This window comes from Metabacillus litoralis (genome assembly GCF_003667825.1).
In the GTDB taxonomy this organism is placed as follows: domain Bacteria; phylum Bacillota; class Bacilli; order Bacillales; family Bacillaceae; genus Metabacillus; species Metabacillus litoralis_B.
Window position 1 is genome coordinate 5,040,809 of sequence record NZ_CP033043.1, and the last position, 26,294, is coordinate 5,067,102.

Genomic DNA, 26,294 nt, shown 5'->3' on the forward strand with positions numbered 1-26,294 from the left:
AATATTTAGATAGTAAAGAATGTCACAGCTATTAGGATAATATGACTATTTCAGCTTGCGTTATGTAAATTCATTTTAACAAGCACTTCTATATATCTCAAACAAACCGCTCTCATAATGGGATATTTACCATTATTGTATGTTATTGGAGTTATTGTATGTGTTTATTTAAAGGGGTCTAGAACAGTTCTAAAAACAAAAAAGAGACTCAACAGAGCCTCTTTTAAACATTATACATGAAAAGTAGAAGTGATTTTACGAACATAATTTTGTGTTTCTTTAAAAGGAGGTATACCGCCATACTTATCAACGTTCCCAGGTCCTGCGTTATAGGCAGCTAGTGCAAGTTTTACATCTCCGTTATATCTCGATAGCATCTGTTTTAAATATTTTGTTCCACCTTCAACGTTTTGCGCCGCATCGTAAGGATCATTTACACCAAGAGAGCGGGCAGTAGCCGGCATTAATTGCATAAGTCCCATTGCACCAGCGTAGCTTTTGGCAGTAGGATTAAATCCGGATTCCTGCTTGATAACCGCACGAATTAATTTCTCATCTACTCCGTACTTGGTGGCAGCCTGGCGAATAATCTCGTCGATAGAGCCAGATGCAATCGGCCCTGATGTTTCCTTAACAGAAGTTGTTTTTGTTACAACTGGTGAGTTTAAGATCATTCTAGGCAAATCTGCTAAAACAGATGAATTATTTGGTGTTGCACTTGAAGTTGAGGGATTAATAAAAGATTTTAATAAATCCTGAAAAGTTGTATCAAAGGTTGAATCTTTTGTTTGGGTTGGTGTTGTATTGAAATTTTGCAATGCCTGTAGTTCAAGCATTGTTTTATAATATCTTGCTTTAATATCCAAGATTCTTACCCCATCTCACTATATTTTTGTTCATAAAAACGGCGAATCTTATTTTTTGTTAGTCTAATTGGAATGTTAAGGTCATGCAGAAGTTGATGGAAGACCTTTTTTCCGATTTCTTCATCTTTTGCTTCATATTCAAGCTCATAATCCTCTACTGTTAAATATCGGCTGTGATCTAAAACTATTAAACCATTTTGAAAATTTATTTCTGCACGGCGTGTTGATAAAGAACCAAAATAAGTTATTTTGTTAACATCTATGTCTAATTGAAGCAGACGATCAACAACTTCGCCATTTACGAGTTCACCAGTTTTCATCATGCTATCAGCCATTTCGTCTGATAATGTTTGATGTGTTTCGAGTAAGCCAACTGTAGCAGGTTCTTTTAAAGTCATAACAAATTTATTTTGCTTTCTTCTTATTCGCAAAGCTACTCCGAGTGCTTTTAACGAAAATTCAGGTGTATCAAAATAATGATTTTCTTGCTCGAAAAAATCATGTTCCTCTATTTTAAATGTTTCTTTTATTTTGTAATATTCATCTTTTGTTAGAAGATTCTTAAATTCTATTTCAATTTCTTGTGACATTTTAGGATAGACCTCTCTTATCAAATAGTTTAGCGTAAGACAAAAAACGATCTCTTTCTATTATCTCTTGAATTTAAATAGACCGCAATGTTATCAAGTGACTTTTTAATATGGTAAAATAATCTTGGATTGTAATGGAAGGAGATAGTTATGAATACTAGAATCGAATTAAATAAAGCAACATTAGAAAACAACATACTTATATTAGAAGCAACAGAAACTCCAACTTCACTACAGGATGTAGAAGCGAAAGGACAAATGCTTGTTGATTCGGATCATCTAGCGTTTATTTACATATTAGAGTCTGGTGATGAATTTGTCTATGCTAGTTTACCTGACAGTATTTGGCCACACTTAAAGGAAGCATTGGATAAAGAGATAAAGATAGAACTAAAATTAAGCAATGAGCAGATTGAGCTAGTTAACCTTATAGATGAATTAAGTTATTTGTTAGAGAACATCAAAGATAATGCAAACTATGGTGAAGAAATGGAAAACAAAGTTGTTGAGATTTTTGCTTTAGCATAGTCTAGCGTTTACACGTTGGTGAGGCTCTTAGGCTTTATTTCAATAACTTAGTTCTTTAATGGATATGAACATGTCTATTGGAACAGCAACAGGTGGTCGTGTTAGGGGGATGCATATGGAAGGTGAACAATGGAAGTCATTTTTGGCTCCTTATAACCAAGCAGTTGAGGAATTAAAGGTGAAATTACGAGGAATACGCTCGCAATATGAACTTGAACATTCACATTCACCAATTGAATTTGTAACTGGTCGCGTGAAGCCGATTGCCAGTATTTTAGATAAAGCGAAGCGGAAAAACATTAGCCTTGAGAACATAGAGGAAGGTCTACAAGATATCGCGGGAATTCGAATGATGTGTCAATTTGTTGATGATATTCGTTTTGTTGTAAATATGTTAAAAAGCAGAAATGATTTGGAGATCATTGAGGAACGAGATTATATTACCTCACAAAAAGATAGTGGATATCGTTCTTATCACCTTGTTGCAAAATACCCGGTACAAACAATATCTGGGGAAAAGAAATTACTTGTTGAAATCCAAATTAGAACATTATCAATGAATTTTTGGGCGACAATTGAACACTCATTAAATTATAAATATAGCGGAAATATTCCTGATAATATTAAAGTAAGATTAAAAAGGGCAGCAGAAGCAGCATATTCACTTGATGAGGAGATGTCCCAAATTAGAGGGGAAATCCAAGAAGCCCAAGCTATTTTCTCACGAAAGACGGACAAAAAATAAAATCGAACAGAGATTTTAAATTTAAACGATAAAGGGGTAATTTTTATGAAATTTGCCATATCATCCAAGGGAGATCCGGTTTCTAATTCAATCATGCAAAAAATGAAAACCTACTTATTGGATTTTCAACTGGATTACGATGAAGATCAGCCGGATATTGTTATTTCTGTAGGTGGTGATGGTACCCTTTTATACGCCTTTCATCGCTATCGAAGCAGATTAGACAAAACTGCCTTTATTGGGGTGCATACAGGGCATCTTGGGTTTTATGCTGATTGGGTTCCAGAAGAAATTGAAAAGCTTGTGATTGCTATTGCTAAAACGCCGTATCAAATTGTTGAATACCCGATTTTAGAGGTTATTATTCGTCATAATGACGGGGGAAGAGAGGCTAGGTATCTAGCGCTTAATGAATGTACAGTGAAAAGTATTGAAGGAACACTTGTCATGAACGTTGAGATTAAAGGGCAAATGTTTGAAACATTCCGTGGTGATGGCTTATGCATTTCTACACCATCAGGCAGTACAGCCTACAATAAAGCATTAGGTGGGGCAATTTTACATCCTTCTTTACGTGCCATTCAGTTGGCGGAAATGGCTTCTATCAACAATCGTGTTTTCCGTACAATCGGTTCGCCGTTAATTTTGCCTGAACATCATACATGTATGCTGAAACCTGTTAATGATGTTGACTTTCAAATTACAATCGATCATCTTACTCTGTTACATAAAGATGTGAAATCAATTCAATGTCGTGTGGCAAATGAAAACGTACGTTTTGCCCGCTTTAAGCCATTTCCTTTCTGGAAAAGAGTTCGTGATTCTTTTGTTGGAGATACAGATCGTTAATGGAGTCAACATTTCAATTAGAGTGGAAAATAACATCAAAAGATGATGGGAAGCTCGTTTTAGATTTTGTGAAAGAGAAAAAAATATCAAAGCGAGCTTTAACGGATATAAAATTTCATGGCGGAGAGATCCTCGTGAATGATCGTCATGTTACAGTTCGATATCAGTTAAAAAAAGATGATCTTTTAACCGTGATTTTTCCAAAGGAAGAAAAGGGGGCAGGACTTGTGGCAGATCAAGTTCCCTTTAGCATCGTATATGAAGATTCGCATTGTTTGGTTATTAATAAACCTCCTTTTGTACCATCAATTCCATCGAGAGATCATGTAAGGGGAACATTAGCAAATGGATTAATTCATTATTATGAGGAGCATCATATTCCTTCCACCATTCATATCGTAAATCGTTTGGATAAGGATACCTCTGGGTTGATGTTAATTGCGAAGCATCGTTTTGCTCATTCGTTGTTTTCAGATATGCAAAAAAGTAAAAGTATTCATCGTTCGTATGAAGCTTTTGTGCATGGGGTGATGGAGGAGCAAAAAGGAACGATATCAAGTCCTATTGGACGAAAAAAAGACAGTATTATTGAGAGAGAGGTATGTGACGATGGCCAGAGTGCTGTCACACATTTTCAAGTGCTTCGCTCCTACAAAGATAGAACACATGTAAAGTTAGTGTTAGAAACGGGGAGAACTCATCAAATTCGGGTTCACCTTTCATCAATAGGACATCCCTTATGTGGAGACACGTTATACGGTGGAAATCAACTAGATATTAATAGGCAAGCCTTACATAGCTCAGAGCTATCATTTTGGCATCCCTTGTTAGAAAAAGATCTTTGTTTTCAAGCGAAACTTCCGGAAGATATGGAGAAATTAGCGAAAAGGATTCATCTTAAGCGTAAGTAGGTCCGTTTTTCGGTTGAAAGAAGCATAAAATAGTTAACAGACCAAATCGCGTAGATTTGGTCTGTAGTCGTTTTTACCTATATAACAACGATATAAGATATACACACTCGAATTTGCATACACAAAATCACAACCGATATAACGCGACAATAGCTGTTGTCACTTGCTAATAGCTTTGCCATTTGCAACGTTGAATTTTTATTGTATCAGTTTTGTCATTGTGATTTTATGTTAAATTAATTTTAGAGCTTATGAAGGAATGTTCTTGAACTAACGGCAGGTTAGTGAGAGAAGGGGAATAGGTTGTCCTTGTCCATGTTTGAAAAAACAAAGGAGAAAATAAAGTGGTTCTCTATTTATTAAACAGAAATCTTCCCTTTGTTTATTATTCTAATAATTGCAATGATACTTCTGCAGAGTAACAGTTTTAATATCATGCTTAGAAATGAGTGATACCAACTCCACCCTTTTTTCCATCTTATTAATTTTGTTTTTCTTTCGGCTAAAGTTTCTAAGATGATTTGAGGGGTTATTAATATGATTGCTTTTAAAAAAATACCAATTGGTCTGCTGTTAAGTGTCCATTGGTTGTAGTAAAGTAACAACAAGGGATAATGAATATAGTCAAAAGGTAAATGGATTTTAACATTTTTAAAAAGCTTATTTTTGTATTTTATATACCCTTTTGATACCAAATAACTATCAGCAAAGTAATTACCTATAATGCTTACTAGATAAACAATTACCCAATCTTTAAATGAACGTTTTACGATGGCAAAGGGTAATAGAACTAACCCAATTATAGTGCTGTTGTTTAATAGATAGTATGGGATATTCCTTTCTTTACTCAATGTTTACACCTCCATTTATCATCTTTCCCTTTTTCAAATCGTTTATGATATGTTTTAGTTGAACAAGACGATATCAAAAACAGAACGCTTGGGTATTACACCCAAGCGTTTTACATATGTTATTTGTCATGCTATATGATCATTCAACTGATATTTTAGGTTTTATCAACAGTATCGGATTACTTCCCTTAATTGATGAAGCTTTTTTTCTATAAAAAATAGGTATTAAAATTTTGTGCCATTCATCCGTTTTACTTTTCCCGAAACCGTGACTCATCATAAGGAAGGCTTGATTCAACAGAGATCACTTCATCTTCCGGGTAACGATATGCTGTAAGCTTGTTACCAAACACCGCTCCAGTGTCAATATTAATCGTTCGATTGGCTCGTTTAGGCTCTTTAATAGGAGTATGACCATAAACAATCATTGCCTTTCCTTGGTAATGTTGAGCCCAATCACGACGTTCAGGTGTTCCATCAGGGTTCTTTTTACCAGTAATATCTCCATATAAAACAAAGGTTTTAACGGCATTTGAACTTTTTCCGATATAATCTTCCCTAATTCCAGCGTGAGTAACAATTAGCTTTCCGTTATCAAGAATTTGATAAAGAGGTGCTGCTTCATATAGAAACTTAAACTGATTTTTCACTTCAGCTTTCTTTTTAGGTGGTAATTCCTCGTATTCTGCTACTGTTGTTTCAAGACCGTGAGTAATTTGAACTTTGTTTCCAAGAAAGTAGCGGTACAGCTTATTGCAGTGATTGCCAGGAGAATAATGTGCGCCTTCTTTTTGAACAAGCTGGTAGACAATCTCAATTACTTTTATAGATTCAGGCCCGCGATCGGTCAAATCCCCAACAAATGCAAGCTTTCTATCATTAGGATGAATGGGAATTCCAGTTGTCCAGTCATAGCCCATTTTTTTTGTTAGCTCCTCAAATTCACGAAAACATCCATGAATATCGCCAATAACATCAATTTTCATATGTATCGCCTCTTTGTCAAAGTGTAAAAAAAAGTACCCTATTTATAAGGGTACCACTTCGATTAGTCAAACATGTATTTTCTTGTTCGTGAACGGACATTTAGAACAATTCCGATAGCAACCATATAAGTGGCAAGAGAGCTTCCTCCATAGCTAACAAATGGCAATGGCAGACCTGTAATTGGGAGTAGCCCAATCGTCATGCCTACATTTTGGAAAACCTGAAATGTAATCATACCAATGACACCTGTGCATAAGAAGCTGCCAAACGGATCATTGCTTTCTAGAGAGATATGAATCATGCGATAAATAAGTAAGAAAAACAATGAAACAACAATACTACCGCCAATAAATCCAAATTGCTCTGAAATAATCGCAAAGATAAAGTCAGTATGTGCCTCAGGTAAATAAACTTCTAGATTTTGATAGCCTTTTCCACGTAATTCACCCGATCCAATAGCTAACAATGATTTAACAAGCTGAAATCCTTGCTCACCAGAATATTCCCAAGGATTAAGCCAGCCGTAAAATCGATCTAGCTGATATTCTTCTCCGCGTAAAATATACTTTAAGAAAAAATCAGGATATTTAATAAAGATGAAAATAAATGTTCCGGCACCGATTAAAAAAGTAGAAGCTGCTGTAACAATAATTCGCCATTGAATCCCTGAGATCAGAATAAGCGATCCGATAATCGCACAGAACACCATGGTCATCCCCATATCCGGCTGTCTTATTAAAAGAAGGACAGGCGGAGCCGCAGCCGCAGCAATCTTTCCAATTAAGAGAAAATCATCTGCTAGTGTATTTTTAGGGTATTTTTCACGATGATCTGTAATAATCTTACTCAAGACAATGATAATAATAATTTTCATTAATTCCGAAGGCTGAAAATTTCCTAATGGACCAATTCTATACCAGCTTGTTGCTCCTTTAATTGTTTGAACAATACCCTGTGGTAAAACTTCAAGACCTAGTAAAAGGAGTAAACCAAAGCCGTATAAATACCAGGCTAGCTGCTTAAATCGGTCATAATCAATCAGCATCGTAACAACAACAGCGAATGATCCGATAATATACCATTGAATCTGTTTCATTGAAAAGTTTATGCCCTTTAGTGTTTCTGGAAGGGTGGATTCAGCACTGTTTATCGCGAATGTACTCACGATAGCTAATAAAAACATGATAAAAATTAATGTGTAATCTATTTGTTGTTGTGGGGATTTTTCGTTTGTCATAGTCGATCCCTTTCTAAATCTTTAAACTTGAAATTTTCTATATAGTCATTGTATCATTAACCATCTTAATGGATTGTGAACGATTTGCAAAGGATCCATTTTATAATGGTTGTTTTCTTAGGTTTACATTTTAGATGAAAGTTGATTTCCGCTCCAGAATATAACGCGTTTAATGGAAAAAAAGTCTCTAAAAGGAAATGTTTTATTTTTGTAAATAATGTTCATCTTATTGCTTCAATAAATGCATATAGAATATTATAGTTATTATAATGTGAATCGCAATATGTAGAAATACTTAAGTATATGTCGAAATTTTATTTATTTCCTTAATATATATGACAAAGAGAGGAGGAACAGACTTTGTCAGAAGAAAGAGAACAAGTTGAGCTTGAAGAAGGAACGCTGCTTTCAGCACTTACTCAGAAAAATATGGATGATTTTCGTTCCGTGTTTTTAGAGCAGCACCCTTACGACCAGGCCAGCTTTTTTATTAAGCTTGACCCAGAAGATCGCCAGACTGTTTATCATTTTCTTTCTCCGGAAGAAATGGCAGCGGTCTTTGAAAATATTGAAGATGAAGATGGCCTTTATCAAACATACTTATCAGAAATGGATCCTACGTTTGCTGCCCAAATGCTTGCACAGATGTATGCAGATGATGCCGTTGACGTTTTAAATGAGCTTGATAAGGATCAGGTTGCAAGTTATTTAACAATTATGGATGATGAAGCAGCTGAAGAAATACGAGAGTTGCTTCATTACGAAGAATATACAGCCGGAAGTATCATGACAACGGAGTATATCTCCATTCATGCTCATCAAACGGTTCATTCTGCCATGCAAATATTAAAAAAAGAAGCTCCAAACGCTGAAACTATTTATTATGTATTTGTTGTGAATGAAGATGAAAAGCTTGCTGGTGTTATTTCGTTAAGAGATTTAATTATTAGTGAACCTGACACGATGATTTCAGACATTATGAATGAACGTGTTTACTCGGTAAGTGTCGCGGAAGATCAAGAAGAAGTTGCAAGAAAAATGAAAGACTATAACTTCCTTGCGCTCCCAGTCGTTGATTTTCAAGGACATCTGCTAGGAATTATCACTGTTGATGATATCGTCGATGTTATTGAAGAAGAAGCAAGTGATGACTATTCGAAGCTTGCTGCGGTATCTGACGTTGACTCCACTGATAGAGGGCCGTTTTCGGCTGCCAAAAAAAGGTTGCCGTGGTTAATTATATTATTATTTCTTGGAATGTTTACAGCAAGTTTAATTGGTCGATTTGAAGCAACATTAGAGAAGGTTGCCATTTTAGCCGTGTTTATCCCTTTAATTGCCGGTATGGCAGGAAACACAGGAACACAGGCTTTAGCCGTTGCTGTTAGAAGAATTTCACTCGGTGATACTGAAGATCAAAATCTTAGTAAGATGATTGTTCGGGAGGCAGGTACAGGTTTAATAACAGGGGCAATTTGTGGTGTTGTTGTGACTGTTGTTGTTTTTGTATGGCAAGGTGACTTATTTCTAGGTGCACTAGTAGGGATCTCAATATTGGCTACACTAACTGTAGCGACGATTTCTGGTGCCTTTATTCCATTAATTATGCATAAATTGAAGGTGGATCCGGCTGTTGCATCTGGTCCTTTTATTACAACTATAAATGATATTATTAGTATTTTAATTTATTTTGGTATGGCGACTTTGTTTATGCAATATTTAATTTAACTAGATTCCAGCTTAGAGCATATTGTTACAAGTTATGTTCTAGGTTTTATATGATAGAAGATATACATTCTTCACTAGATATTTTACCTTTTAATGTTAATGAATTTAAGATAAAGGAGGGATACGATGCATGGAGCATCTGTAACTTCATTAGTTATTGTTATTCTCGCAGCATTTCTAACCCCTATTTTACTACATCGATTAAAGCTAAACTTTATGCCAGTCGTCGTAGCCGAAATTATCGTTGGGTTAATTATTGGAAAAAGTGGTTTTGATGTTGTCCACCAGGATATGTGGCTTGAGACATTATCAATGCTTGGATTTATTTTCTTAATGTTTCTTAGTGGTCTTGAAATAGACTTTACAGCTTTTGCGGGAGGAAAGAAAAAGGAAAAGCTTCCTTCTGGTAAAGATGCACCTAATGCGTTTTTCGTATCACTCATCATATTTGTTGGGATTTTTGCTCTATCCTTATTATTATCCTACATCTTTGTATGGATCGGGTTAATGGACAACGCGTTTTTAATGACCTTAATTATTTCGACTATTTCTCTAGGAGTAGTAGTGCCTACATTAAAAGATGCAGGAATTATGAAGTCGAATATTGGTCAAATTATTTTACTTGTGGCTGTTATCGCCGACTTAGTCACAATGGTGCTTCTTGCTGTTTTTGCTTCCATTTATGGTGGTGGAGACAACAATACATGGTTGTTATTAGTTCTATTTGGAGCTGGTGTTGGGCTCTATTTCTTAGGAAAAACATTTATGAATCGTTCATTCATCGAAACAATGTCAAAAGGGACGATTCAAATTGGGACACGAGCTGTTTTTACGTTAATTATTTTATTAGTGGCGATTTCCGAAACAATTGGTGCCGAAAATATTTTAGGAGCCTTTTTAGCAGGTGTGCTAGTTTCGCTATTATCTCCTAACAAAGAAATGGTTCAAAAGCTTGATTCTTTCGGATATGGATTTCTTATTCCGATTTTCTTTGTAATGGTTGGAGTTGAATTAGATATTTGGGCTTTGTTTAAAGATCCAAAAATCTTCCTGCTTATTCCATTATTATTTATCGCACTTCTGATTTCTAAGATTTTACCTGTTTATTATTTGAAAAGATGGTACGATGGCAAAACAACACTTGCAGCTGGTTTTCTCTTAACATCTACGCTTTCTCTTGTCATTGCTGCTGCAACGATTGGGGAAAGAATGGAGATTATCACAGCTGAAATGTCAGGTGCGCTTATTTTAGTTGCAGTAATTACGAGTATCGTAACTCCGATTTTCTTTAAAAAGCTTTTTCCAAAAAGCGAAGGAAAATCAACCAAAATCAAGGTTGCCTTTATTGGTGCCAATCAAATGTCACTGCCTGTTACAAGAGAGCTAAACCAAGATCTTTATGAAACAACGGTTTATCATATTCAACAAGATAAAATTGATAAACAAATCTCTGAATCATTGTTTGAGATTAGAGAAATTGATGATTTTCAGGTTGAAACATTAAAAGATCGAAACGCATTTGATGTAGACTTAATCGTTGTAGCTACTGGTGATGAACAACGAAATGCCGATATTGCCTTATTTGCAAAAAAAGAGCAAGTTGATCGAGTGATTGCTAGTGTGGCATCACCTGATTTAGCAAGTCAATTAAAGGATGAGGGTATTGATATTTTCTCTACACTTCTTTCAACAAAAACGATGCTTCGTGCTTTAATTGAAGCACCAAGTGTTATGAGAATCTTAACAAATCAGGAAACAACTCTATATCAAATTAACTTAAATAATGCAAAATACGATAACATCCTGCTACGAAACTTTCCGTTTACAGGAGACATTATTTTTGTCCGTATTTTCAGAGGCAAAGATTCGATTGTCCCACATGGAGATACAGACCTGAAATTAGGAGATCGTCTAATTGTGACGGGTTCTAGAGAATATGTAAATGAACTTAAACATGAGTTGGAATTAATATAATTTTATCAATTAAAAAACATCAGGGTATCTTACTCTTGAAAGTTTCCAAACATTTGGTATGATAGAAATAAGTAAATACGAGAGAAACAACCGCTAGGGGAGCCTTAAATAGAGGCTGAGATTAAAGTGTGACTTTAAGACCCTTATAACCTGATCTGGATGATACCAGCGTAGGGAAGTGGATACATCATGGTTTTTTGTGTATGTAAACCACTTTCCTATAGGAAAGTGGTTTTTTGCGTCCTATAAAACTTTACTATTTAAGAATCAAGGTGAAAAAAGTGGAATTTCATGTCATTACAGATGGCAAGCAAACGGTAAATGAATTAACAGTGAAACTTACGATGCTCCATCAAGATGTGGATTATATTCATATCCGGGAAAAACAGAAAACGGCTTCAGACATCATGTTACTTGTGTCAAATTTGCTTCAGCGGGGTGTACCGAAGGAAAAACTTGTGATCAATGATCGACTTGATGTTGCTTTATTACATAATATTCCTAATGTTCATTTACCAGGTCACGGCCTTCCTGTTGAGGTAGTAAGAGCTTTTGATTCGCACGTAAGAATTGGACGGTCTGTCCATTCGCTAGAAGAAGCTTTACGATGTGAAGAAGCGGGGGCTGATTACTTGTTATTTGGTCACATCTTTGAAACAAATTCAAAAGCAGCATTACCTCCAAGAGGTGTAGAACAATTAGCTGAAATTTGTGAGCACATGACAATTCCAGTTATTGCGATAGGAGGCATTACTCCTAGCACAATTAAGTTGCTTAAAAACGTAAGTGTTCATGGTGTTGCTGTTATGTCCTATGTTATAGCGAGCAGTGATCCAATTGCAGCTTTAACCAATTTAAAAGAGGGGGGTTACCATGCAAAAACAATATGATGTTGGAATTGTTGGCGGCGGTATAATTGGGCAGTCAATTGCCTATCAGCTTGCAAAAGAGGGAATCTCCGTTCTTGTATTAGATAGCCATAAAGGTGGTACAGGTGCAACATGTGCAGCTGCTGGAATGCTTGGGGCAAATTCCGAATTGGAAAATAATGATGCTTTTTTTCAGTTTGCGAAGGAAAGTCAAAGACACTATCACATCTTACGTGATGAGCTGTCAGAATTATCACAGATTAATATTCAACTAGTTGATAAAGGCATGTATAAGCTAGCAATGACAGAAAATGAAGCGAGAGTTTTGAAGAAAGCTGTAGAAGACTATCAAACTTTAGAATGGCACACGAAAGAAACAGTTTTACAAGGTGAACCACATGTGTCTGATTCGATCGTAGGAGCGCTTTATATTCCTGAAGATGGCCACGTTTCTCCTACACATGTATGTGCGGCTTTCACGAAATCTGCTAGCTTACTAGGAGCTACATTTAAAGAAAATACACCCGTTCATTCTATTAAGAAAACAGCTACAAATCAGTATACGTTATCAACACCACAAGGGGATTATCTTTGTAGCAAAGTAGTTATCGCAAATGGAGTATGGAGTGGACACTTTTTTAAACAATTAGGACTTGAGGTCAATATGAGGCCGGTTAAGGGTGAATGTCTTTCCGTTCAAGGGGATCATTTAGATCTCGAAAAGACTCTTTTCTATGACCATTGTTATATCGTTCCAAAGGGTGATGGAAGGTTTGTTGTAGGAGCCACAATGATTGAGGATGATTGGAGTACAACACCATCACTTGGAGGAATTCAGTCACTGATTGAAAAAGTGACGCCGATGATGCCAAGTATTACATCCGCTAAGCTGCTCGATACTTGGGCTGGGTTAAGGCCACAATCTGATGATGGAAAGCCATATATTGGACAGCATCCTGAGGATGAGAACATCTACTTTGCAACAGGACATTACCGAAATGGAATTCTGCTTGCTCCTAAAACAGGAACAATGGTCAGAGATCTTATTTTAAAAAGAAAACAAAACGAAGAGTATATTCATGCTTTTTCTTTAACGAGAAAGCTTACTCAAACAACGAGGTGATTTCATGAGCATTAAATTAAATGGTGAACAGGTTGAATTAAATCAAGAAGTTAAAACAATTCAGCATCTACTGGCGTTTTACAAGCTGGAAGATCGTCTTGTTATTGTTGAGCATAACCGCGAGATTGTTTTAAAAGATCAATATGAAAACACAATCATTTCAAATGGTGATGAAATTGAGTTAGTTCATTTTGTAGGAGGAGGATGATTTTATGTTAAAAATTGCAGATAAAACATTTCAATCAAGATTATTATTAGGTACAGGAAAATACCCTTCATTTGACATTCAAAAGGAAGCAGTTGCCCAATCAGAAGCGGAGATCTTAACGTTTGCGGTGCGCCGAATGAATATTTTCGAAGAATCACAACCTAATTTTTTAGAGCAATTAGATGTTTCAAAATATACACTGCTACCAAATACAGCAGGAGCTAAAACAGCTGAAGAAGCAGTAAGAATTGCGAAACTAGCAAAAGCATCAGGCTTATGTGACATGATTAAGGTTGAGGTTATTGGCTGTGATCGTTCATTATTACCAGACCCAGTTGAAACGTTAAAAGCAAGTGAAATGCTTTTAGAAGAGGGCTTTATCGTTTTACCATACACATCAGATGATGTTGTGCTTGCTAGAAGATTAGAAGAGTTAGGTGTTCATGCTATTATGCCGGGAGCATCTCCAATTGGCTCTGGTCAGGGACTTCTAAATCCTCTTAATCTATCATTTATTATTGAGCAATCTAAAGTGCCCGTCATTATTGACGCGGGAATTGGTTCACCAGCGGATGCGGCATTAGCAATGGAGCTTGGTGCAGATGGTGTTCTATTAAATACAGCTGTGTCGGCTGCTAAAGATCCTGTGAAAATGGCTGTTGCGATGAAGTTAGCGATTGAAGCTGGAAGACTAGGGTATGAAGCTGGTAGAATAGCTAAAAAAGACTATGCTATTGCAAGTAGTCCAACAGAAGGAATGATTACGACTTAATGGAACGCTATTCTAGACAAATGCTATTTACTCCAATTGGAGAAAAGGGTCAAGATAACATACGAAAAAAACATGTATTGATTGTTGGAGCAGGTGCTTTAGGTACGGCTAGCGCTGAAATGATTGCACGTGCGGGCATTGGAACATTAACAATTGTTGACCGGGATTATGTTGAATGGAGCAATTTGCAAAGACAGCAGCTTTATATAGAAGATGATGCGATCAATCGCATTCCTAAAGCTGTTGCAGCAAAGCAGCATCTTGAAAAGATAAATTCAGAAGTAGAAGTTTTATCGTATGTAGAAGATGTTACCTCTGCAAATATTGAGGAATTTGCTGAAGGTGTAGATGTGATCATAGATGCGACGGATAATTTTGAAACAAGATTATTGATTAATGATCTTTCAATAAAAAATAATATTCCATGGATTTACGGTGGCTGCGTGGGAAGCTATGGTTTATCGTTCACCATTATTCCTAGTGAAACACCGTGTTTACATTGCTTATTAAAGCATATCCCGTTTGATGGAATGACATGTGACACAGTCGGGGTGATCTCACCAATTGTAAGTATGGTTGCTTCACATCAAACAGCAGAAGCACTTAAAATTCTCGTAGGAGATATGGAAAACATGCGAGGTAAGCTTGTATCATTTGATTTATGGAAAAACCAATATTCTTCAATTAATATGGATCGACTGAAAAATGATGCATGCCCAACTTGTGGTACTGATCCAGTTTTTCCTTACTTAACGGCTGAAATGGAAACAAAGGCTGCTGTTCTATGCGGTAGAGATACTGTGCAAATTAGACCAAGTTCAGGTAAGCAATTTTCTTTTGAACAAATTGCGGAGCGAATAAAGCCGATTGCAGATGCTTTTTTAGAAAATCCATTTCTTATGTCATTTACGTTTGGTGAACACAGAATCGTCCTATTTAAGGATGGTCGTGCCCTTATCCACGGAACGAAGGATATTTCTGAAGCGAAGAAGATTTATCACCGCTACATCGGGTAGCAAGGAGGATATAAAATGACAGTATCTCGTGCTTTAACAATTGCGGGATCGGACTCTGGAGGAGGAGCAGGCATCCAAGCAGATTTAAAAACATTTCAAGAGCTTGGAGTGTTTGGCATGACAGCAATCACTGCTGTTACAGCTCAAAATACAATTGGTGTCCAAGGAGTTTATCCTTTATCAATAGAAGCATTAAAAACTCAAATTGATTCTGTTGCAGAAGATTTAGCACCAAATGCGATTAAAACAGGCATGCTTTTTAATGCTGAAATGATTCAGCTTGTTGCGGAGAGAATTCGGCATTATAACTGGGAAAATATCATTGTTGATCCTGTTATGGTCGCAAAAGGCGGGCAATCATTATTACAAGAAGAAGCTGTAGAGGCTTTAATTACCGCTTTATTGCCGTTAGCTAAAGTGATTACCCCAAATATACCTGAAGCAGAAGTGTTAACAGGTATGAAAATTGAAACGTTTGAGCAAAAAAAAGATGCTGCTAAAAAGCTTTATGATCTTGGTGCAACGTTTGTCACGATTAAAGGTGGTCACGACCCTAACGGTGAAGTGGTTATAGACCTGTTATATGATGGTCAGGGTTTTGATACGTTCGAAGGTATACGAAAAGAAACAAAGCATACACATGGTACCGGCTGTACATTCGCTGCTGCGATCACGGCTGAAATTAGTAAAGGTAAAAGTGTACGTGAAGCTGTTTCAACGGCAAAAGCCTTTATTCAAGCTGCAATTGAAGATCAATTAGGGATTGGTGGAGGACACGGCCCAACCAATCATTGGGCTTTTAAGAAAAACAACATAACAACCGTATAAATGAAGACTATGGACTGACTCACAGATGAGCCATGACAGGTAGCAACTGTTATGGCTCGAGTCAGTCCTTTTGGGTTTATTCGACAAAATTCGGGTGGTGCCAGGCACCATCAAAAAGGGGCATACAATATGAACGTATCTCAAGCACTAAAAATATATTTTGTAATGGGATCTGTGAATTGCTTTACCTTTGATCCAGAAAAAACATTGTCTGAGGCCATAAAGGGTGGCATTACGATGTTTCAATATAGAGAGAAGGGCAAAGGAGCTTTAGCAGGTGAAGAACAAGTTTATTTAGGAAAAAAATTAAAAATGCTATGTGAAAGGAATAGAATTCCATTTATTGTGAATGATGATATTGACTTAGCATTAGAGCTTAACGCAGATGGAATTCATATTGGACAAGATGATAGTGATCCTTTTTATACAAGAAAAAGAGTAGGAGCTACCAAATGGATTGGAATTTCAACGCATTCCATTCAGGAGGCAAAAAAGGCAGTAGCTGATGGAGCCGATTATATCGGAGTTGGCCCAATGTTCTCAACGAAAACAAAGCAAGATGCACATGATGTAGTAGGGCCATCCCTTATTACGCAAATAAGAGAAGCAGGCTTTATTCATTTGCCGATTGTAGGAATCGGTGGGATAACATTAGAGAATGCCAGTGAGGTCTACCATTCAGGTGCAAATGGAGTGGCTATCATCAGTGCGATCAGCCAGGCGAAGTCACCAAAAGATGCCACACAAGCATTTTGTTCGATACAATAGAAAAAGTCTTAACAATGGAAATTATGAAATAGCACTTATTTAATATCAATGCTATAATTATAACCAGGTACTAATAACTTGTATTAATTTAAGGAGGATGTACATGGATTTATCACTTAAAGGCCGTAATATCGTCGTAATGGGAGTAGCAAATAAACGTAGTATTGCATGGGGAATTGCCCGTTCTTTACATAATGCTGGAGCAAGATTAATTTTTACATATGCAGGTGAACGTCTAGAGAAGTCCGTTCGTGACCTTGCTGACTCATTAGAAGGCGAATCCCTTGTAATACCTTGTGATATTACAAACGATGAAGAAATCAAAACTTGTTTTGCAACAATTAAAGAGCAAGTTGGTGTGATTCACGGTATTGCTCATTGTATCGCATTTGCAAACAAAGAAGAGCTTCAAGGTGAGTATTTAAACACTACTCGCGAAGGATTCTTACTATCGCAAAACATCAGCTCTTATTCATTAACAGCTGTGGCTAAAGAGGCAAGAGGTCTTTTAACAGAAGGCGGAAGCATTGTAACATTAACATACCTAGGTGGAGAAAGAGTACTACCAAACTATAACGTTATGGGTGTAGCAAAAGCTTCACTTGAAGCAAGTGTTAGATATTTAGCAAGCGACCTAGGAAAAGATGGGATTCGTGTTAACTCAATCTCAGCTGGACCAATACGTACACTTTCTGCAAAAGGAATTAGTGACTTCAACTCAATTTTAAAAGACATTGAAGAACGTTCACCACTTCGTCGTACAACAACACCAGAAGAAGTGGGAGATACAGCACTATTCTTATTCAGTGACTTATCAAGAGGAATGACTGGTGAAAACCTACACGTTGATTCCGGATATCATATTTTAGCTTAATTAAAAAGGGCGGCTCAATTGTTGAGTCGCCTTCTTATTATTAATTTTTATAACATTGTATCGAATTTGAAGCATGTTTTTCTTGAAAGTTGTCTTCATGTAATAAGGTTCGTGCAGGTTGACGTTTGAGAATACTTCCGTTTTTAACAAGAATAATTTCATCTCCAACATCAACAATAACAGATTTTCTATTTTTATAAGGATTAGCCAATTCAATGCATTCTTTAGCAAAAGGATTGATTTGTGGAAAAGGATGATCTGGCTTTGCAAGAAAGAATCCTTGACCAAATTGGATGCCAAGATTCATGACTCGTTGTAATTCAGCCTCAGTTTCAATCCCCTCTCCGATAATTTGACTATTCATTTTCTTGGCAAAGGTTACAAATGCTTCAAGAATGTTTGATTTGACCTCATTATGGTCCACACCGCTTATAAGAGAACGGTCTACTTTTATATAATCTGGCATCAATTCTGAAATGGATTGAAGCGAAGAGTAGCCTGCCCCCGCATCATCAATAGCAATCTTAAATCCCTGCTCACGATAGTGATTTAAAGCATTTCGAAACGCCTTAAAATCGTTAATGGCATTTCTTTCGGTAATTTCAAACACAACATTCTTTGGTTCAATACCATAATGCTTTAGTACCGATATCGTATGACCTGCGTTGAATTCTTTATCATAAATAACCTGCGAATTTAAGTTAATAAACAACTTTTGATTGGTAATGGCATCCTTACTTAACTCAAATGCACGTTCTCTTGCTAATTTTTCTAATGAATATAATAAACCCTCTTCTTCTGCATAGGGAAATAAAGCATCCGGGCAATAAAAAGGACTAGAAACTGGTCCACGTGATAAAGCTTCGAATCCATAAATCGTATTACTATGAAAATGAACAATTGGTTGGAAATGAACAGTAAGCTGCCGCTGATCAAGGATCTCAAGAAAGTGATTCTTTAATTGTTTAGCTTGATCGGGCGTTTCTTGACTGATATTGTTCATACTACTTCTCCTTTAAAGGTCGTACTAAGACGATCTGATATCTACTTTTCCTACGTAATTCGACAATAACAGTTTATTGTTAAGGAGATGTAAATCTATTGTAAAAATTACATTATTTTGGAGAGGGACGTATTTCTTGGCATGAAAATTGTATGGAAATAGGCTTCTTTTAAATAAATTTTCATCATCTTATCACAACCTCAAAGAAATAGGCACATTACCCAGTTCGCAAGCATAACATGTTGAATGTGTAGACATACGTTTTATAGGAGGGATATGAGTGTCAAATAAACAAAATTACAAAATGAAGCCCCTTATGTATATCGTTTCACCCGAACATCAAGATATAGATGTAAATATGCAATCATTTGTTGTAAAAAAATCAAAACAACAAAAAGCAGATCAACCAAAAGAAATAAAAGCTCAAAAGCTAACAGTAGTGGAGGAAGAAGAGGAGGTAACAGAAGAAAAACAACCAGAAACAGCTGTTGCGGTTGTTGAGGAAAAAGAACAACCTGAGGAAGAAACAACGGTCAAACAATATCGAAAACAAAGAAAGCCAATCACACAAATGAATATTGCTGAAAAAGTAGAGTTCTTCACAAACTTACCAAAAAATATGCCAAGAACACTATGTCAGATTGAAACAGCTGAGGAAACATACCGCGGCGTTATTATGTCAGAAGAAGACAATATTGTTACGATCCGTTCACTAACACATGCAAAACCAATCGACTTGGAGCTTGCTGAGATTAAAGCGATTAACTTATTAGGATTTTAATTGTACTTAAAAAAGTTAGGCACTGATGTGTCTAGCTTTTTCTTTGGGTTGAATTTGGACAGGGTGGTTTAGGATAGAGGTGTTAGGTCTGGATACGAAGGGGAATTGAGACAGAAACCGTGTTGGGAGAAGAGTTTAGGTCTGGATACGAGGAGAATTGGGACAGAAACGTGTTGGTAGAAGAGTTACTGTCTGGATAAGGAGAATCGGGACAGAAAATGTGTTGGTAGAAGAGTTTATGTCTGGATACAAGGAGAAATCGGGACATAAAAACGAGTACAGAGAAGGGTTTATGTCTCGATACAAGGAGAATTGAGACATAAAACGAGTACCGAGAAGAGTTACTGTCCCGATACAAGGAGAATCTGGACATAAAACGAGTACCGAGAAGAGCTTATGTCCCGATACAAGGAGAATCGAGACATAAAACGTGTACAGGGAAGAGTTTATGTCTCGATACAAGGAGAATCGGGACAGAAAACGTGTTGGTAGAAGAGTTTATGTCTGGATACAAGGAGAATCTGGACATAAAACGAGTACCGAGAAGGGTTTATGTCTGGATACAAGGAGAATCGGGACAGAAAACGTGTTGGTAGAAGAGTTACTGTCCCGATACAAGGAGAATCGAGACATAAAACGTGTACCGAGAAGATCTTCTGTCCCGATACAAGGAGAATCGAGACAGAAAACGAGTACCGAGAAGAGTTCCTGTCCCGATACAAGGAGAATCGAGACAGAAAACGAGTTGTGAGAAGAGTTTCTGTCTCGATACAAGGAGAATCGAGACAGAAAACGAGTACCGAGAAGAGTTCCTGTCCCGATACAAGGAGAATCGAGACAGAAAACGAGTACCGAGAAGATCTTCTGTCCCGATACAAGGAGAATCGAGACATAAAACGTGTACAAAGAAGAGTTTCTGTCCCGATACAAGGAGAATCGGGACATAAAACGAGTACCGAGAAGAGCTTATGTCCCGATACAAGGAGAATCGAGACATAAAACGAGTACCGAGAAGAGTTACTGTCTCGATACAAGGAGAATCGGGACAGAAACCAGGTACCGAGAAGAGTTCCTGTCCCGATACAAGGAGAATCTGGACATAAAACAAGTACAGAGAAGAGTTTATGTCCCGATACAAAGAGAATCGAGACATAAAACATGTACAGAGAAGATCTTCTGTCTCAATACAAAGTCAAAGTAAATCAAGACAAGAATCAGGCACCGGAGCAGGGTCTCCTACCTCATACAACAACAAAAGAGACATAGCTTCAGGCTTCGAGCCAAACTATGTCTCAATAAGAGCAAACTTTTTATGAATGAAAAAGTCTTATCCAGCAATTAAGCGAGGTGATAAACATTGAATCGCACAGAAGCAAGAAAGGTCGACCTCTACGCAGTTTCTAGTTTTCACTAATTCTTTCACGTCACAAATTTCTTTTGCAAGGTGGCCATGGCAATCAAGTGGAAGTAAGAGTCTTAGTGTTGCACAGCAATCGTGAATACCTTCTACACGGAAGAAATTCGTTTCAAAGCAATTTTCGCCGACGTTACCAAAGGCTTGAAATGGCTGACCCTTTTCATTTAAAAGAAGAAAAGGAATTGTATCTCCAAGCGTTTTGACAGGGTTTAGAAGATTGCTATAACAGCTTGTAGGGCATTTTTCGTCCTCAACGGCTTTTTGTTGATTTAAGATATTTTCAACTGCATCACATACACAATGATCTTTCATTATCTTCCCTCCTGTTATTCGTTCTTATTGATAGTATAAGAAAATAGGTACAAGAACGTTCTAGGGAAAGCGCCTATTTATGTAGTAGGGACATAAAAAAGAAAAGACTGCTGATAAAACAGCAGTCTATCTATCTACATTTATTTGTGGTATTTTTTTCTGTCTTCAGCAACACGGTCAACTAATTCTGGTGATAGGCATTGAATTGCACAGAAGCAATCAAGGTCTACTTCGATACAGAAATCAGTTTTTTCAAGACCGAAGAAGTCTTCGTCACAAGGATTACATACGCTAAGCGTATTGCCATCAACGTCTACTGGGCGAAGTAATGATAATGTTGCACAGCAATCTTCTACACTTTCAACGCGGAAGAAGATTGTTTGGAAACAAGTCATGTCTCCAGTGAATCCACCAACATTACCGAATGCTTTAAAGAGTTCACCTTTTTTTCCATAAAGGATGAAAGGAATTGTATCTCTTTGTGGACCAGCGACAGGGCCTAGTAAATTGCTGTAGCAGCTTGTAGGGCAAGTGATTTCTTCTACTGCTTCTTGTTCAGCTAAAATTTGTTCTACCGCATCACATACGCAATTGTTATCTCTGTCTCTTTTATCTTTGCAACCCATTAATAGTCATCTCCTTAATTTTATTTATTGACTTTAGTCCTTAACAGACTATGTGGGTAATGACTAGTTGGTGTGGGTAATCGTCTAGTTTGAGATGAATTCATTGGGAAAGAATTTAGGTGAATGGTATGTATGGTTTGTCTGCATTTGGCAACAGAGCAAGATATATAATAGAAGAAAATAAAGTCTGGCTATTAGGTAAAGGGAAAAAAGAAAAGACATACGGATTAGACCAGAAATGGCATGTCACATAAAAAAAGCAGGGGTGTCCCCTGCTTCTTAGTTCATTAGAAAATGTCGATGTTCACAACTAATGCGATTAAGATTTGTAATAGAACTTGTAGAGAAATTGCTACGTCTGTGTCAGTTGTTTTAACTTTTACATCTTTAGAATTTTCAATGACTAATTTTTGTTTGTTTAATTGTTTCATATCAGCTTGTTGGATTAATTGTTGTGTTACTTGCTCTGCACGAGCGCTGTCAGCGATTGTTAAGTTAATAACTAATGCGATTGCAACTTGAAGTGCAACTTGTAAAGAAACAGCTACTTGAGTGTCTGTTGAAGTAATATCAATATCACAAGAATCTCTTACAATGATTGTTTCAGAAGAAATTTGTTCTGTTTCGCTAACTTGTGCAGCGTTTTGTGAAACTGTTGCATCGTCATCAAAAAAGTTACCAGTTTGAGCCCCAGCCACCTCGTTGTTAGAATAACAGTCTGTTGGATGACAAGAATGACGGTCTAATGCTACCCATTCATATGGTTTTGCTTGCATTTTCTAATTCCTCCTTTCGATTTACTATTATTAAATGTCTAGAATTCATTTTTGTATAAGACAAACATCTTGGTGTTTTTACCCATTTTTAGTTTATTTGTCTTTTTTTCTATTTTTCATCATTTCACGTAGTGTTGTGTTTTTCGGTGCTTCTTCTGCTGCAGGCTTTTCCTCTTTCTTTTCTTTGGAATTTTTCACAAATTCGTCTACTTGTGCTTGAAGATCTGCTACTACTTTTCTTAGCTTTTCTTTTTGATCTTCAGATAACGTTTTTTTGTTTTCTTCTGAAATATTGTTCTTATTAAAAACATCTTGAACAAATAGCTGCATCATAGAAGAAGAAATATCCTGTAGGTTTAATTTTTCGTTAGACAATGTGTTCACCTCCAATTTCGTATTGGTTAAGGGACCTTTCCCTATGCCCAAAACAATTCTTCCTCATTCAGATTGATTAAAGGATGTCAATTTGTACTAGCAATGCTAGTAAAATTTGAATAAGAACCTGGAGAGAAATTGCAACATCTGTATCAGTTGTTGTGATTTTTACATCGCGAGAGTTTTCGATAATGAGTTTTTGTTTGTTTGCTTGCTTAATAACAGAGCTTTGAAGCAATTGCTGAGTTACTTGCTCTGCGCGGTCGCTATCAGCAATTGTTAAATTGATTACCAAGGCAATAGCTACTTGAATTGCTGCTTGTAATGAAACAGCAACCTGAGTATCAGTTGAAGTCACTTCAATATTGCAAGAGTCTTTAATGAAAATATATTCTTCTGAAGCTTGAATGGTTTCGTTCACTTGAACAGCATCTTGTGTTGCATCTTCGTGTTTGCATTTGCAGTCATCTAATGCAGACCATCTAGTTGTCATTAAAACTCACTCCTTTCATCAATAAGAGGTTAAAAGGAAACCACGACCTTTAACCGTAACGATAAGGACGCCGAGGGAAGGATCATAAATCGTGTGTTAAGCCGTGATTTCCTTTTAATTGTATATAATGCAGATGCACTGCCTTTTGTATGAGTCAAACATACAGGTTTGAACCCATTTTTTAGATAAAAGCTGATGGACAAATATATTGAGTCGTTAAATTCATCAACGGACAAATCTCGTGTCAGAAAAAAATCGATGGGTAACTTGTACACATACATAAAAGAAAAATACTTTCATAATTTATAAAGATTATTGTTTGAGAGGTGGGGGGAAATGACAACCTGGCTACAATTCATCATCCTGGCTTTTGCAGCTTTTCGACTAACTAGATTAATTGTGTTTGACAAAATTACTGCTTTTATTCGTAATCCTTTCCATCGAGAAGTTGAAGAGATGAATGATGATGGGGAATATGAGGTTTATATTGAAATAAAAGGATCAGGAATACGGGCATGGATTGGCGAGCTTTTGAGCTGTTATTGGTGTACAGGTGTATGGTGTACGGCATTTTTATACGGAATATGGTGGGTTTGGCCTCAAGGGGCAGAGCCACTCCTAATGATTTTAGCCATTGCTGGAGTAGCCGGAATTATTGAATCAATTGTCAGTAGAATTATAGATTAGGCAATACCCTTAGAAACAAATAGAAATTAACACATAAAATGAGATATAGAAGCTGAAAAATTTCAGGAAGATATACTCTATTTTACGAATAATCCTCCTTAACAAGCTGTAATCATTTTTCAATCAGCTAATGAATATTGAAGGTGTGCTCCTAAGATAAAGAATTTTTTATAGGAAGGTGGGATATAACATGAAAAAGGCTAACTTGAATCCTTCCGGAAGACCAACTAATTCCAACCAATCTGTATCTGTTTCCAAACCAAAAAAAGTTAAAAAAAGTGGCTGCGGTTGCGGAAAGAAAAAGAAACGCGTCTAACTGTTCCGATTCAGCTTCTTTTTCAGTTTTATAACAAGGGAGTACTTGATTTTTCGAGTACTCCTTTTATATTACATATTTTTACAGTTTTAAATGCATAATAATGAGGCTTATAAGACTAAACGAGGAGCAAAACAACATGCCAAGCTGGACAGAGGTCATTATACGATCAATACTCATTATTTTAGGTCTATTTTTCATTACAAAATTACTCGGGAAAAAGCAGCTATCAGCGTTATCGTTTTTTGAATACATTGTTGGCATAACAGTTGGTGATATTGCTGGAACCATTACGATGGATGTTGAATTAAATGTGGTAAACGGACTTATATCAATATTAATTTGGGCTTTATTTCCTATTATTATTTCTACTTTATCACTTAGAAGTAAGAAATTTAGAGACATAGTGGAGGGGCAGGCAACCACTTTTATACAAGATGGAAAGATCTTAGAGAAAAATATGAAGAGAGAAAAATATAGTACGGATGACTTACTTGAACAACTCAGGAAAAAAGATATTTTTCAAGTCTCAGATGTAGAGTTTGCTGTTTTGGAAACAAGTGGACAATTAAGTGTGCTACTGAAAAAAGAAAAACAACCAACAAAATGGGAGGATTTTTTCGGAAAGGGACCAGAGGTGGTAAAACCTCTTACGGTTATCATGGATGGAAAGTTCTTACCAGAAACCATTTATTCTGCTGGTTATAGCATTGCTTGGCTCAAATCAAAACTACAATCCCAAAATAGTCAGGTAGCAAATATTTTTCTTGGACAAATTGGCTCAGATGGTCAATTATATGTTGATTATTTTGATGACCATCTTGAGAAGGAAGGAGAGAAAAATGGAGATTATGGAACAACTCTTTGAACGGTGGATGGAATCAAAATTAAGAAAGCATGATTCTATTCAGAGGAATGAAGACAATAGATATGATAACGTTGATCAGCAATTAACTAATTTAGATAATACAGCTGATGAATTTGAGCAAAAGATGGAAATGGTTGCATCTCAGATGGAAAAATGGATGAGCGGAAAAGCAGGGGCGAAATAATTAAACTTTTCAATTATGTATATTAGTCCAACCAAAAGTACTTCCTTTACATATGATGTAGAGAAGTTAGGTAAAGGAGGTGCTTAGCGCATGGGTTACGGCTATGGTTACGGATACGGCGGTGGCAGCTACGGTGGTGGTAGCACTTTCGTATTAATCGTTGTATTGTTCATCCTTTTAATTATTGTTGGTGCTTCTTATTACAACTAATCTTAAAAAGATGTAAGGATAAAAGTATGAGCACTCTTGCTCGTACTTTTGTCATTTTTGGGTGTGTTTTTTTCGGTGACGGGTCATGGTGAGGACACTGTTGGAAAAATCACAGTAGCCCAAAAGAAATTTGAAATTTAATCACATTTTTAAATTAAGTCCATAGTATATATCATGAATTAAGGAGGCGGGAAAATGGATAGCAAATTCTTTAAAAACCTTGAAGGCAAAACTGGCGTAAACATGAATGATATCTTTTCTTTAGCTAACTCTTTACAAGGTGCAAACTTTAAAGACGAAAAAACAGTTCGCGGTGTCATCCAACAAGTATCTAGAATAGCAAATAAACCAGTAAATAAAGAAATGGAAGATAAAATTGTTAATTCCATCGTAAATGGTAAAGAAAAGCTAGACTTTAACACAATTGCCAAAATGATGAATAAAAAATAACATAACTAGGTTTGGAGATTCATAGTTACAGTGAAAAGCAGTCCGAATAATTATGGACTGCTTTTCTTTATT

General features: G+C 36.4%; 33 protein-coding genes and 1 riboswitch. Of the genes, 22 read left to right on the plus strand and 11 right to left on the minus strand.

Annotated features, from left to right (window positions below):
* Positions 1-230: 230 nt before the first annotated feature.
* Positions 231-860, minus strand: coding sequence for a lytic transglycosylase domain-containing protein (locus D9842_RS24660; protein WP_373995134.1), 630 nt, complete (start codon positions 858-860; stop codon positions 231-233).
* A gap of 11 nt (positions 861-871) precedes the next feature.
* The gene (locus D9842_RS24665; RefSeq protein WP_121664730.1) at positions 872-1,456 is read right to left on the minus strand and encodes a CYTH domain-containing protein; all 585 of its coding nucleotides are present in this window, start codon (positions 1,454-1,456) and stop codon (positions 872-874) included.
* A gap of 150 nt (positions 1,457-1,606) precedes the next feature.
* Here D9842_RS24665 and D9842_RS24670 point away from each other — a divergent pair, with 150 nt between their 5' ends.
* The 4 genes from D9842_RS24670 to D9842_RS24685 all read left to right on the plus strand — a co-directional run bounded on the left by D9842_RS24670 (position 1,607) and on the right by D9842_RS24685 (position 4,489).
* A complete protein-coding gene (locus D9842_RS24670; RefSeq protein WP_098798686.1) occupies positions 1,607-1,984 on the plus strand; it encodes a UPF0738 family protein in 378 nt (125 codons plus the stop codon).
* Between the two features lie 115 nt (positions 1,985-2,099).
* Positions 2,100-2,729, plus strand: a complete 630-nt coding sequence (locus D9842_RS24675; RefSeq protein ID WP_098798685.1) for a GTP diphosphokinase — start codon at positions 2,100-2,102, stop codon at positions 2,727-2,729.
* 45 nt (positions 2,730-2,774) lie between these two features.
* Positions 2,775-3,578, plus strand: coding sequence for an NAD kinase (locus tag D9842_RS24680; protein ID WP_098798684.1), 804 nt, complete (start codon positions 2,775-2,777; stop codon positions 3,576-3,578).
* On the plus strand, positions 3,578-4,489 hold the full coding sequence (locus D9842_RS24685; protein WP_121664731.1) for an RluA family pseudouridine synthase: 912 nt from the start codon (positions 3,578-3,580) through the stop codon (positions 4,487-4,489). The genes D9842_RS24680 and D9842_RS24685 overlap by 1 nt, the downstream gene beginning before the upstream one ends.
* 359 nt (positions 4,490-4,848) lie before the next feature.
* Here the strand turns inward: D9842_RS24685 and D9842_RS24690 are convergent, their stop codons facing one another.
* The 3 genes from D9842_RS24690 to D9842_RS24700 form a co-directional block, all read right to left on the minus strand.
* Positions 4,849-5,340: a CBO0543 family protein gene (locus D9842_RS24690; RefSeq protein ID WP_098798682.1), complete on the minus strand. Its 492-nt coding sequence runs from the start codon at positions 5,338-5,340 to the stop codon at positions 4,849-4,851.
* 251 nt (positions 5,341-5,591) lie between these two features.
* Positions 5,592-6,326: a bis(5'-nucleosyl)-tetraphosphatase PrpE gene (gene prpE, locus D9842_RS24695; RefSeq protein ID WP_121664732.1), complete on the minus strand. Its 735-nt coding sequence runs from the start codon at positions 6,324-6,326 to the stop codon at positions 5,592-5,594.
* A gap of 62 nt (positions 6,327-6,388) precedes the next feature.
* Complete coding sequence (locus D9842_RS24700; RefSeq protein WP_121664733.1) at positions 6,389-7,564, minus strand: FtsW/RodA/SpoVE family cell cycle protein; 1,176 nt, start codon at positions 7,562-7,564, stop codon at positions 6,389-6,391.
* A gap of 360 nt (positions 7,565-7,924) precedes the next feature.
* On the opposite strand from D9842_RS24700, the gene mgtE reads away from it, so the two are divergent.
* The 10 genes from mgtE (at position 7,925) to fabI (ending at position 17,724) form a co-directional block, all read left to right on the plus strand.
* The gene (gene mgtE, locus D9842_RS24705) at positions 7,925-9,292 is read left to right on the plus strand and encodes a magnesium transporter (protein WP_121664734.1); all 1,368 of its coding nucleotides are present in this window, start codon (positions 7,925-7,927) and stop codon (positions 9,290-9,292) included.
* Positions 9,293-9,418: 126 nt separating this feature from the next.
* On the plus strand, positions 9,419-11,266 hold the full coding sequence (locus D9842_RS24710; protein ID WP_121664735.1) for a monovalent cation:proton antiporter family protein: 1,848 nt from the start codon (positions 9,419-9,421) through the stop codon (positions 11,264-11,266).
* An 85-nt stretch (positions 11,267-11,351) separates the two neighbouring features.
* Positions 11,352-11,460: riboswitch (TPP riboswitch) on the plus strand.
* Between the two features lie 87 nt (positions 11,461-11,547).
* On the plus strand, positions 11,548-12,156 hold the full coding sequence (locus D9842_RS24715; protein ID WP_121664736.1) for a thiamine phosphate synthase: 609 nt from the start codon (positions 11,548-11,550) through the stop codon (positions 12,154-12,156).
* On the plus strand, positions 12,140-13,258 hold the full coding sequence (gene thiO / locus D9842_RS24720; protein ID WP_121664737.1) for a glycine oxidase ThiO: 1,119 nt from the start codon (positions 12,140-12,142) through the stop codon (positions 13,256-13,258). The genes D9842_RS24715 and thiO overlap by 17 nt, the downstream gene beginning before the upstream one ends.
* A gap of 4 nt (positions 13,259-13,262) precedes the next feature.
* Positions 13,263-13,466, plus strand: a complete 204-nt coding sequence (gene thiS / locus D9842_RS24725) for a sulfur carrier protein ThiS (RefSeq protein ID WP_121664738.1) — start codon at positions 13,263-13,265, stop codon at positions 13,464-13,466.
* A gap of 4 nt (positions 13,467-13,470) precedes the next feature.
* The gene (locus tag D9842_RS24730) at positions 13,471-14,238 is read left to right on the plus strand and encodes a thiazole synthase (protein WP_121664739.1); all 768 of its coding nucleotides are present in this window, start codon (positions 13,471-13,473) and stop codon (positions 14,236-14,238) included.
* The gene (locus D9842_RS24735) at positions 14,238-15,254 is read left to right on the plus strand and encodes a thiazole biosynthesis adenylyltransferase ThiF (RefSeq protein ID WP_121664740.1); all 1,017 of its coding nucleotides are present in this window, start codon (positions 14,238-14,240) and stop codon (positions 15,252-15,254) included. Before D9842_RS24730 ends, D9842_RS24735 begins: the two co-directional genes overlap by 1 nt.
* Before the next feature lie 15 nt (positions 15,255-15,269).
* Entirely contained in the window at positions 15,270-16,082 is an 813-nt protein-coding gene (thiD, locus tag D9842_RS24740; protein WP_121664741.1) for a bifunctional hydroxymethylpyrimidine kinase/phosphomethylpyrimidine kinase, read from the plus strand.
* Positions 16,083-16,211: 129 nt separating this feature from the next.
* On the plus strand, positions 16,212-16,850 hold the full coding sequence (gene thiE / locus D9842_RS24745) for a thiamine phosphate synthase (protein ID WP_121664742.1): 639 nt from the start codon (positions 16,212-16,214) through the stop codon (positions 16,848-16,850).
* 103 nt (positions 16,851-16,953) lie between these two features.
* Positions 16,954-17,724 (plus strand): enoyl-ACP reductase FabI, encoded by a 771-nt coding sequence (gene fabI / locus D9842_RS24750; protein ID WP_121664743.1) that lies wholly within the window; start codon positions 16,954-16,956, stop codon positions 17,722-17,724.
* 40 nt (positions 17,725-17,764) lie between these two features.
* Here fabI and D9842_RS24755 read toward each other — a convergent pair whose 3' ends face one another.
* Positions 17,765-18,727: an EAL domain-containing protein gene (locus tag D9842_RS24755; protein ID WP_121664744.1), complete on the minus strand. Its 963-nt coding sequence runs from the start codon at positions 18,725-18,727 to the stop codon at positions 17,765-17,767.
* A 280-nt stretch (positions 18,728-19,007) separates the two neighbouring features.
* On the opposite strand from D9842_RS24755, the gene D9842_RS24760 reads away from it, so the two are divergent.
* A complete protein-coding gene (locus D9842_RS24760) occupies positions 19,008-19,508 on the plus strand; it encodes a CotO family spore coat protein (RefSeq protein WP_121664745.1) in 501 nt (166 codons plus the stop codon).
* 1,327 nt (positions 19,509-20,835) lie between these two features.
* Here D9842_RS24760 and D9842_RS24770 read toward each other — a convergent pair.
* Positions 20,836-21,237, minus strand: coding sequence for a CotY/CotZ family spore coat protein (locus D9842_RS24770; RefSeq protein ID WP_121664747.1), 402 nt, complete (start codon positions 21,235-21,237; stop codon positions 20,836-20,838).
* A gap of 140 nt (positions 21,238-21,377) precedes the next feature.
* Positions 21,378-21,863 carry a CotY/CotZ family spore coat protein gene (locus D9842_RS24775; RefSeq protein WP_121664748.1) on the minus strand — a complete coding sequence of 162 codons (486 nt, stop codon included), beginning with the start codon at positions 21,861-21,863 and terminating at the stop codon, positions 21,378-21,380.
* A 119-nt stretch (positions 21,864-21,982) separates the two neighbouring features.
* Between D9842_RS24775 and D9842_RS26450 the strand changes: the two genes are divergently transcribed.
* Positions 21,983-22,117 (plus strand): hypothetical protein, encoded by a 135-nt coding sequence (locus D9842_RS26450; protein ID WP_257535943.1) that lies wholly within the window; start codon positions 21,983-21,985, stop codon positions 22,115-22,117.
* Positions 22,118-22,150: 33 nt separating this feature from the next.
* Here the strand turns inward: D9842_RS26450 and D9842_RS24780 are convergent, their stop codons facing one another.
* From D9842_RS24780 to D9842_RS24790, 3 genes are all read right to left on the minus strand, one after another.
* Positions 22,151-22,639, minus strand: coding sequence for a spore coat protein (locus D9842_RS24780; RefSeq protein ID WP_121664749.1), 489 nt, complete (start codon positions 22,637-22,639; stop codon positions 22,151-22,153).
* Between the two features lie 93 nt (positions 22,640-22,732).
* Positions 22,733-23,014, minus strand: a complete 282-nt coding sequence (locus D9842_RS24785) for a hypothetical protein (protein WP_121664750.1) — start codon at positions 23,012-23,014, stop codon at positions 22,733-22,735.
* Between the two features lie 76 nt (positions 23,015-23,090).
* Positions 23,091-23,507: a spore coat protein gene (locus D9842_RS24790; protein ID WP_121664751.1), complete on the minus strand. Its 417-nt coding sequence runs from the start codon at positions 23,505-23,507 to the stop codon at positions 23,091-23,093.
* Positions 23,508-23,843: 336 nt separating this feature from the next.
* Here D9842_RS24790 and D9842_RS24795 point away from each other — a divergent pair, with 336 nt between their 5' ends.
* The 6 genes from D9842_RS24795 (at position 23,844) to D9842_RS24815 (ending at position 26,222) form a co-directional block, all read left to right on the plus strand.
* Positions 23,844-24,194, plus strand: coding sequence for a DUF1360 domain-containing protein (locus D9842_RS24795; RefSeq protein ID WP_121664752.1), 351 nt, complete (start codon positions 23,844-23,846; stop codon positions 24,192-24,194).
* A 190-nt stretch (positions 24,195-24,384) separates the two neighbouring features.
* Positions 24,385-24,510: a hypothetical protein gene (locus tag D9842_RS26455; protein WP_255301696.1), complete on the plus strand. Its 126-nt coding sequence runs from the start codon at positions 24,385-24,387 to the stop codon at positions 24,508-24,510.
* Positions 24,511-24,649: 139 nt separating this feature from the next.
* The gene (locus D9842_RS24800; RefSeq protein ID WP_121664753.1) at positions 24,650-25,378 is read left to right on the plus strand and encodes a DUF421 domain-containing protein; all 729 of its coding nucleotides are present in this window, start codon (positions 24,650-24,652) and stop codon (positions 25,376-25,378) included.
* Positions 25,353-25,562: a hypothetical protein gene (locus D9842_RS24805; protein WP_121664754.1), complete on the plus strand. Its 210-nt coding sequence runs from the start codon at positions 25,353-25,355 to the stop codon at positions 25,560-25,562. The genes D9842_RS24800 and D9842_RS24805 overlap by 26 nt, the downstream gene beginning before the upstream one ends.
* Before the next feature lie 90 nt (positions 25,563-25,652).
* Positions 25,653-25,772 carry a YjcZ family sporulation protein gene (locus D9842_RS24810; RefSeq protein ID WP_121664755.1) on the plus strand — a complete coding sequence of 40 codons (120 nt, stop codon included), beginning with the start codon at positions 25,653-25,655 and terminating at the stop codon, positions 25,770-25,772.
* A gap of 195 nt (positions 25,773-25,967) precedes the next feature.
* Positions 25,968-26,222: a sporulation-specific transcription regulator SpoVIF gene (locus D9842_RS24815; protein ID WP_098799451.1), complete on the plus strand. Its 255-nt coding sequence runs from the start codon at positions 25,968-25,970 to the stop codon at positions 26,220-26,222.
* Positions 26,223-26,294 lie beyond the last annotated feature (72 nt).

What these genes read in the sequence shown, in the direction of transcription:
- D9842_RS24775 (WP_121664748.1), bottom strand. Translation starts at nt 21,863, where the DNA reads ATGGGTTGCAAAGATAAAAGAGACAGAGATAACAATTGCGTATGTGAT.
- fabI (WP_121664743.1), top strand. Translation starts at nt 16,954, where the DNA reads ATGGATTTATCACTTAAAGGCCGTAATATCGTCGTAATGGGAGTAGCA.
- D9842_RS24755 (WP_121664744.1), bottom strand. Translation starts at nt 18,727, where the DNA reads ATGAACAATATCAGTCAAGAAACGCCCGATCAAGCTAAACAATTAAAG.
- thiE (WP_121664742.1), top strand. Translation starts at nt 16,212, where the DNA reads ATGAACGTATCTCAAGCACTAAAAATATATTTTGTAATGGGATCTGTG.
- D9842_RS24735 (WP_121664740.1), top strand. Translation starts at nt 14,238, where the DNA reads ATGGAACGCTATTCTAGACAAATGCTATTTACTCCAATTGGAGAAAAG.
- D9842_RS24665 (WP_121664730.1), bottom strand. Translation starts at nt 1,456, where the DNA reads ATGTCACAAGAAATTGAAATAGAATTTAAGAATCTTCTAACAAAAGAT.
- D9842_RS24795 (WP_121664752.1), top strand. Translation starts at nt 23,844, where the DNA reads ATGACAACCTGGCTACAATTCATCATCCTGGCTTTTGCAGCTTTTCGA.
- D9842_RS24800 (WP_121664753.1), top strand. Translation starts at nt 24,650, where the DNA reads ATGCCAAGCTGGACAGAGGTCATTATACGATCAATACTCATTATTTTA.
- thiS (WP_121664738.1), top strand. Translation starts at nt 13,263, where the DNA reads ATGAGCATTAAATTAAATGGTGAACAGGTTGAATTAAATCAAGAAGTT.
- D9842_RS24680 (WP_098798684.1), top strand. Translation starts at nt 2,775, where the DNA reads ATGAAATTTGCCATATCATCCAAGGGAGATCCGGTTTCTAATTCAATC.
- D9842_RS26455 (WP_255301696.1), top strand. Translation starts at nt 24,385, where the DNA reads ATGAAAAAGGCTAACTTGAATCCTTCCGGAAGACCAACTAATTCCAAC.
- thiD (WP_121664741.1), top strand. Translation starts at nt 15,270, where the DNA reads ATGACAGTATCTCGTGCTTTAACAATTGCGGGATCGGACTCTGGAGGA.
- thiO (WP_121664737.1), top strand. Translation starts at nt 12,140, where the DNA reads ATGCAAAAACAATATGATGTTGGAATTGTTGGCGGCGGTATAATTGGG.
- D9842_RS24675 (WP_098798685.1), top strand. Translation starts at nt 2,100, where the DNA reads ATGGAAGGTGAACAATGGAAGTCATTTTTGGCTCCTTATAACCAAGCA.
- D9842_RS24710 (WP_121664735.1), top strand. Translation starts at nt 9,419, where the DNA reads ATGCATGGAGCATCTGTAACTTCATTAGTTATTGTTATTCTCGCAGCA.
- D9842_RS24700 (WP_121664733.1), bottom strand. Translation starts at nt 7,564, where the DNA reads ATGACAAACGAAAAATCCCCACAACAACAAATAGATTACACATTAATT.
- D9842_RS24815 (WP_098799451.1), top strand. Translation starts at nt 25,968, where the DNA reads ATGGATAGCAAATTCTTTAAAAACCTTGAAGGCAAAACTGGCGTAAAC.
- prpE (WP_121664732.1), bottom strand. Translation starts at nt 6,326, where the DNA reads ATGAAAATTGATGTTATTGGCGATATTCATGGATGTTTTCGTGAATTT.
- D9842_RS24780 (WP_121664749.1), bottom strand. Translation starts at nt 22,639, where the DNA reads ATGCAAGCAAAACCATATGAATGGGTAGCATTAGACCGTCATTCTTGT.
- D9842_RS24790 (WP_121664751.1), bottom strand. Translation starts at nt 23,507, where the DNA reads ATGACAACTAGATGGTCTGCATTAGATGACTGCAAATGCAAACACGAA.
- D9842_RS24770 (WP_121664747.1), bottom strand. Translation starts at nt 21,237, where the DNA reads ATGAAAGATCATTGTGTATGTGATGCAGTTGAAAATATCTTAAATCAA.
- D9842_RS24810 (WP_121664755.1), top strand. Translation starts at nt 25,653, where the DNA reads ATGGGTTACGGCTATGGTTACGGATACGGCGGTGGCAGCTACGGTGGT.
- D9842_RS24670 (WP_098798686.1), top strand. Translation starts at nt 1,607, where the DNA reads ATGAATACTAGAATCGAATTAAATAAAGCAACATTAGAAAACAACATA.
- D9842_RS24685 (WP_121664731.1), top strand. Translation starts at nt 3,578, where the DNA reads ATGGAGTCAACATTTCAATTAGAGTGGAAAATAACATCAAAAGATGAT.
- D9842_RS24730 (WP_121664739.1), top strand. Translation starts at nt 13,471, where the DNA reads ATGTTAAAAATTGCAGATAAAACATTTCAATCAAGATTATTATTAGGT.
- D9842_RS24805 (WP_121664754.1), top strand. Translation starts at nt 25,353, where the DNA reads ATGGAGATTATGGAACAACTCTTTGAACGGTGGATGGAATCAAAATTA.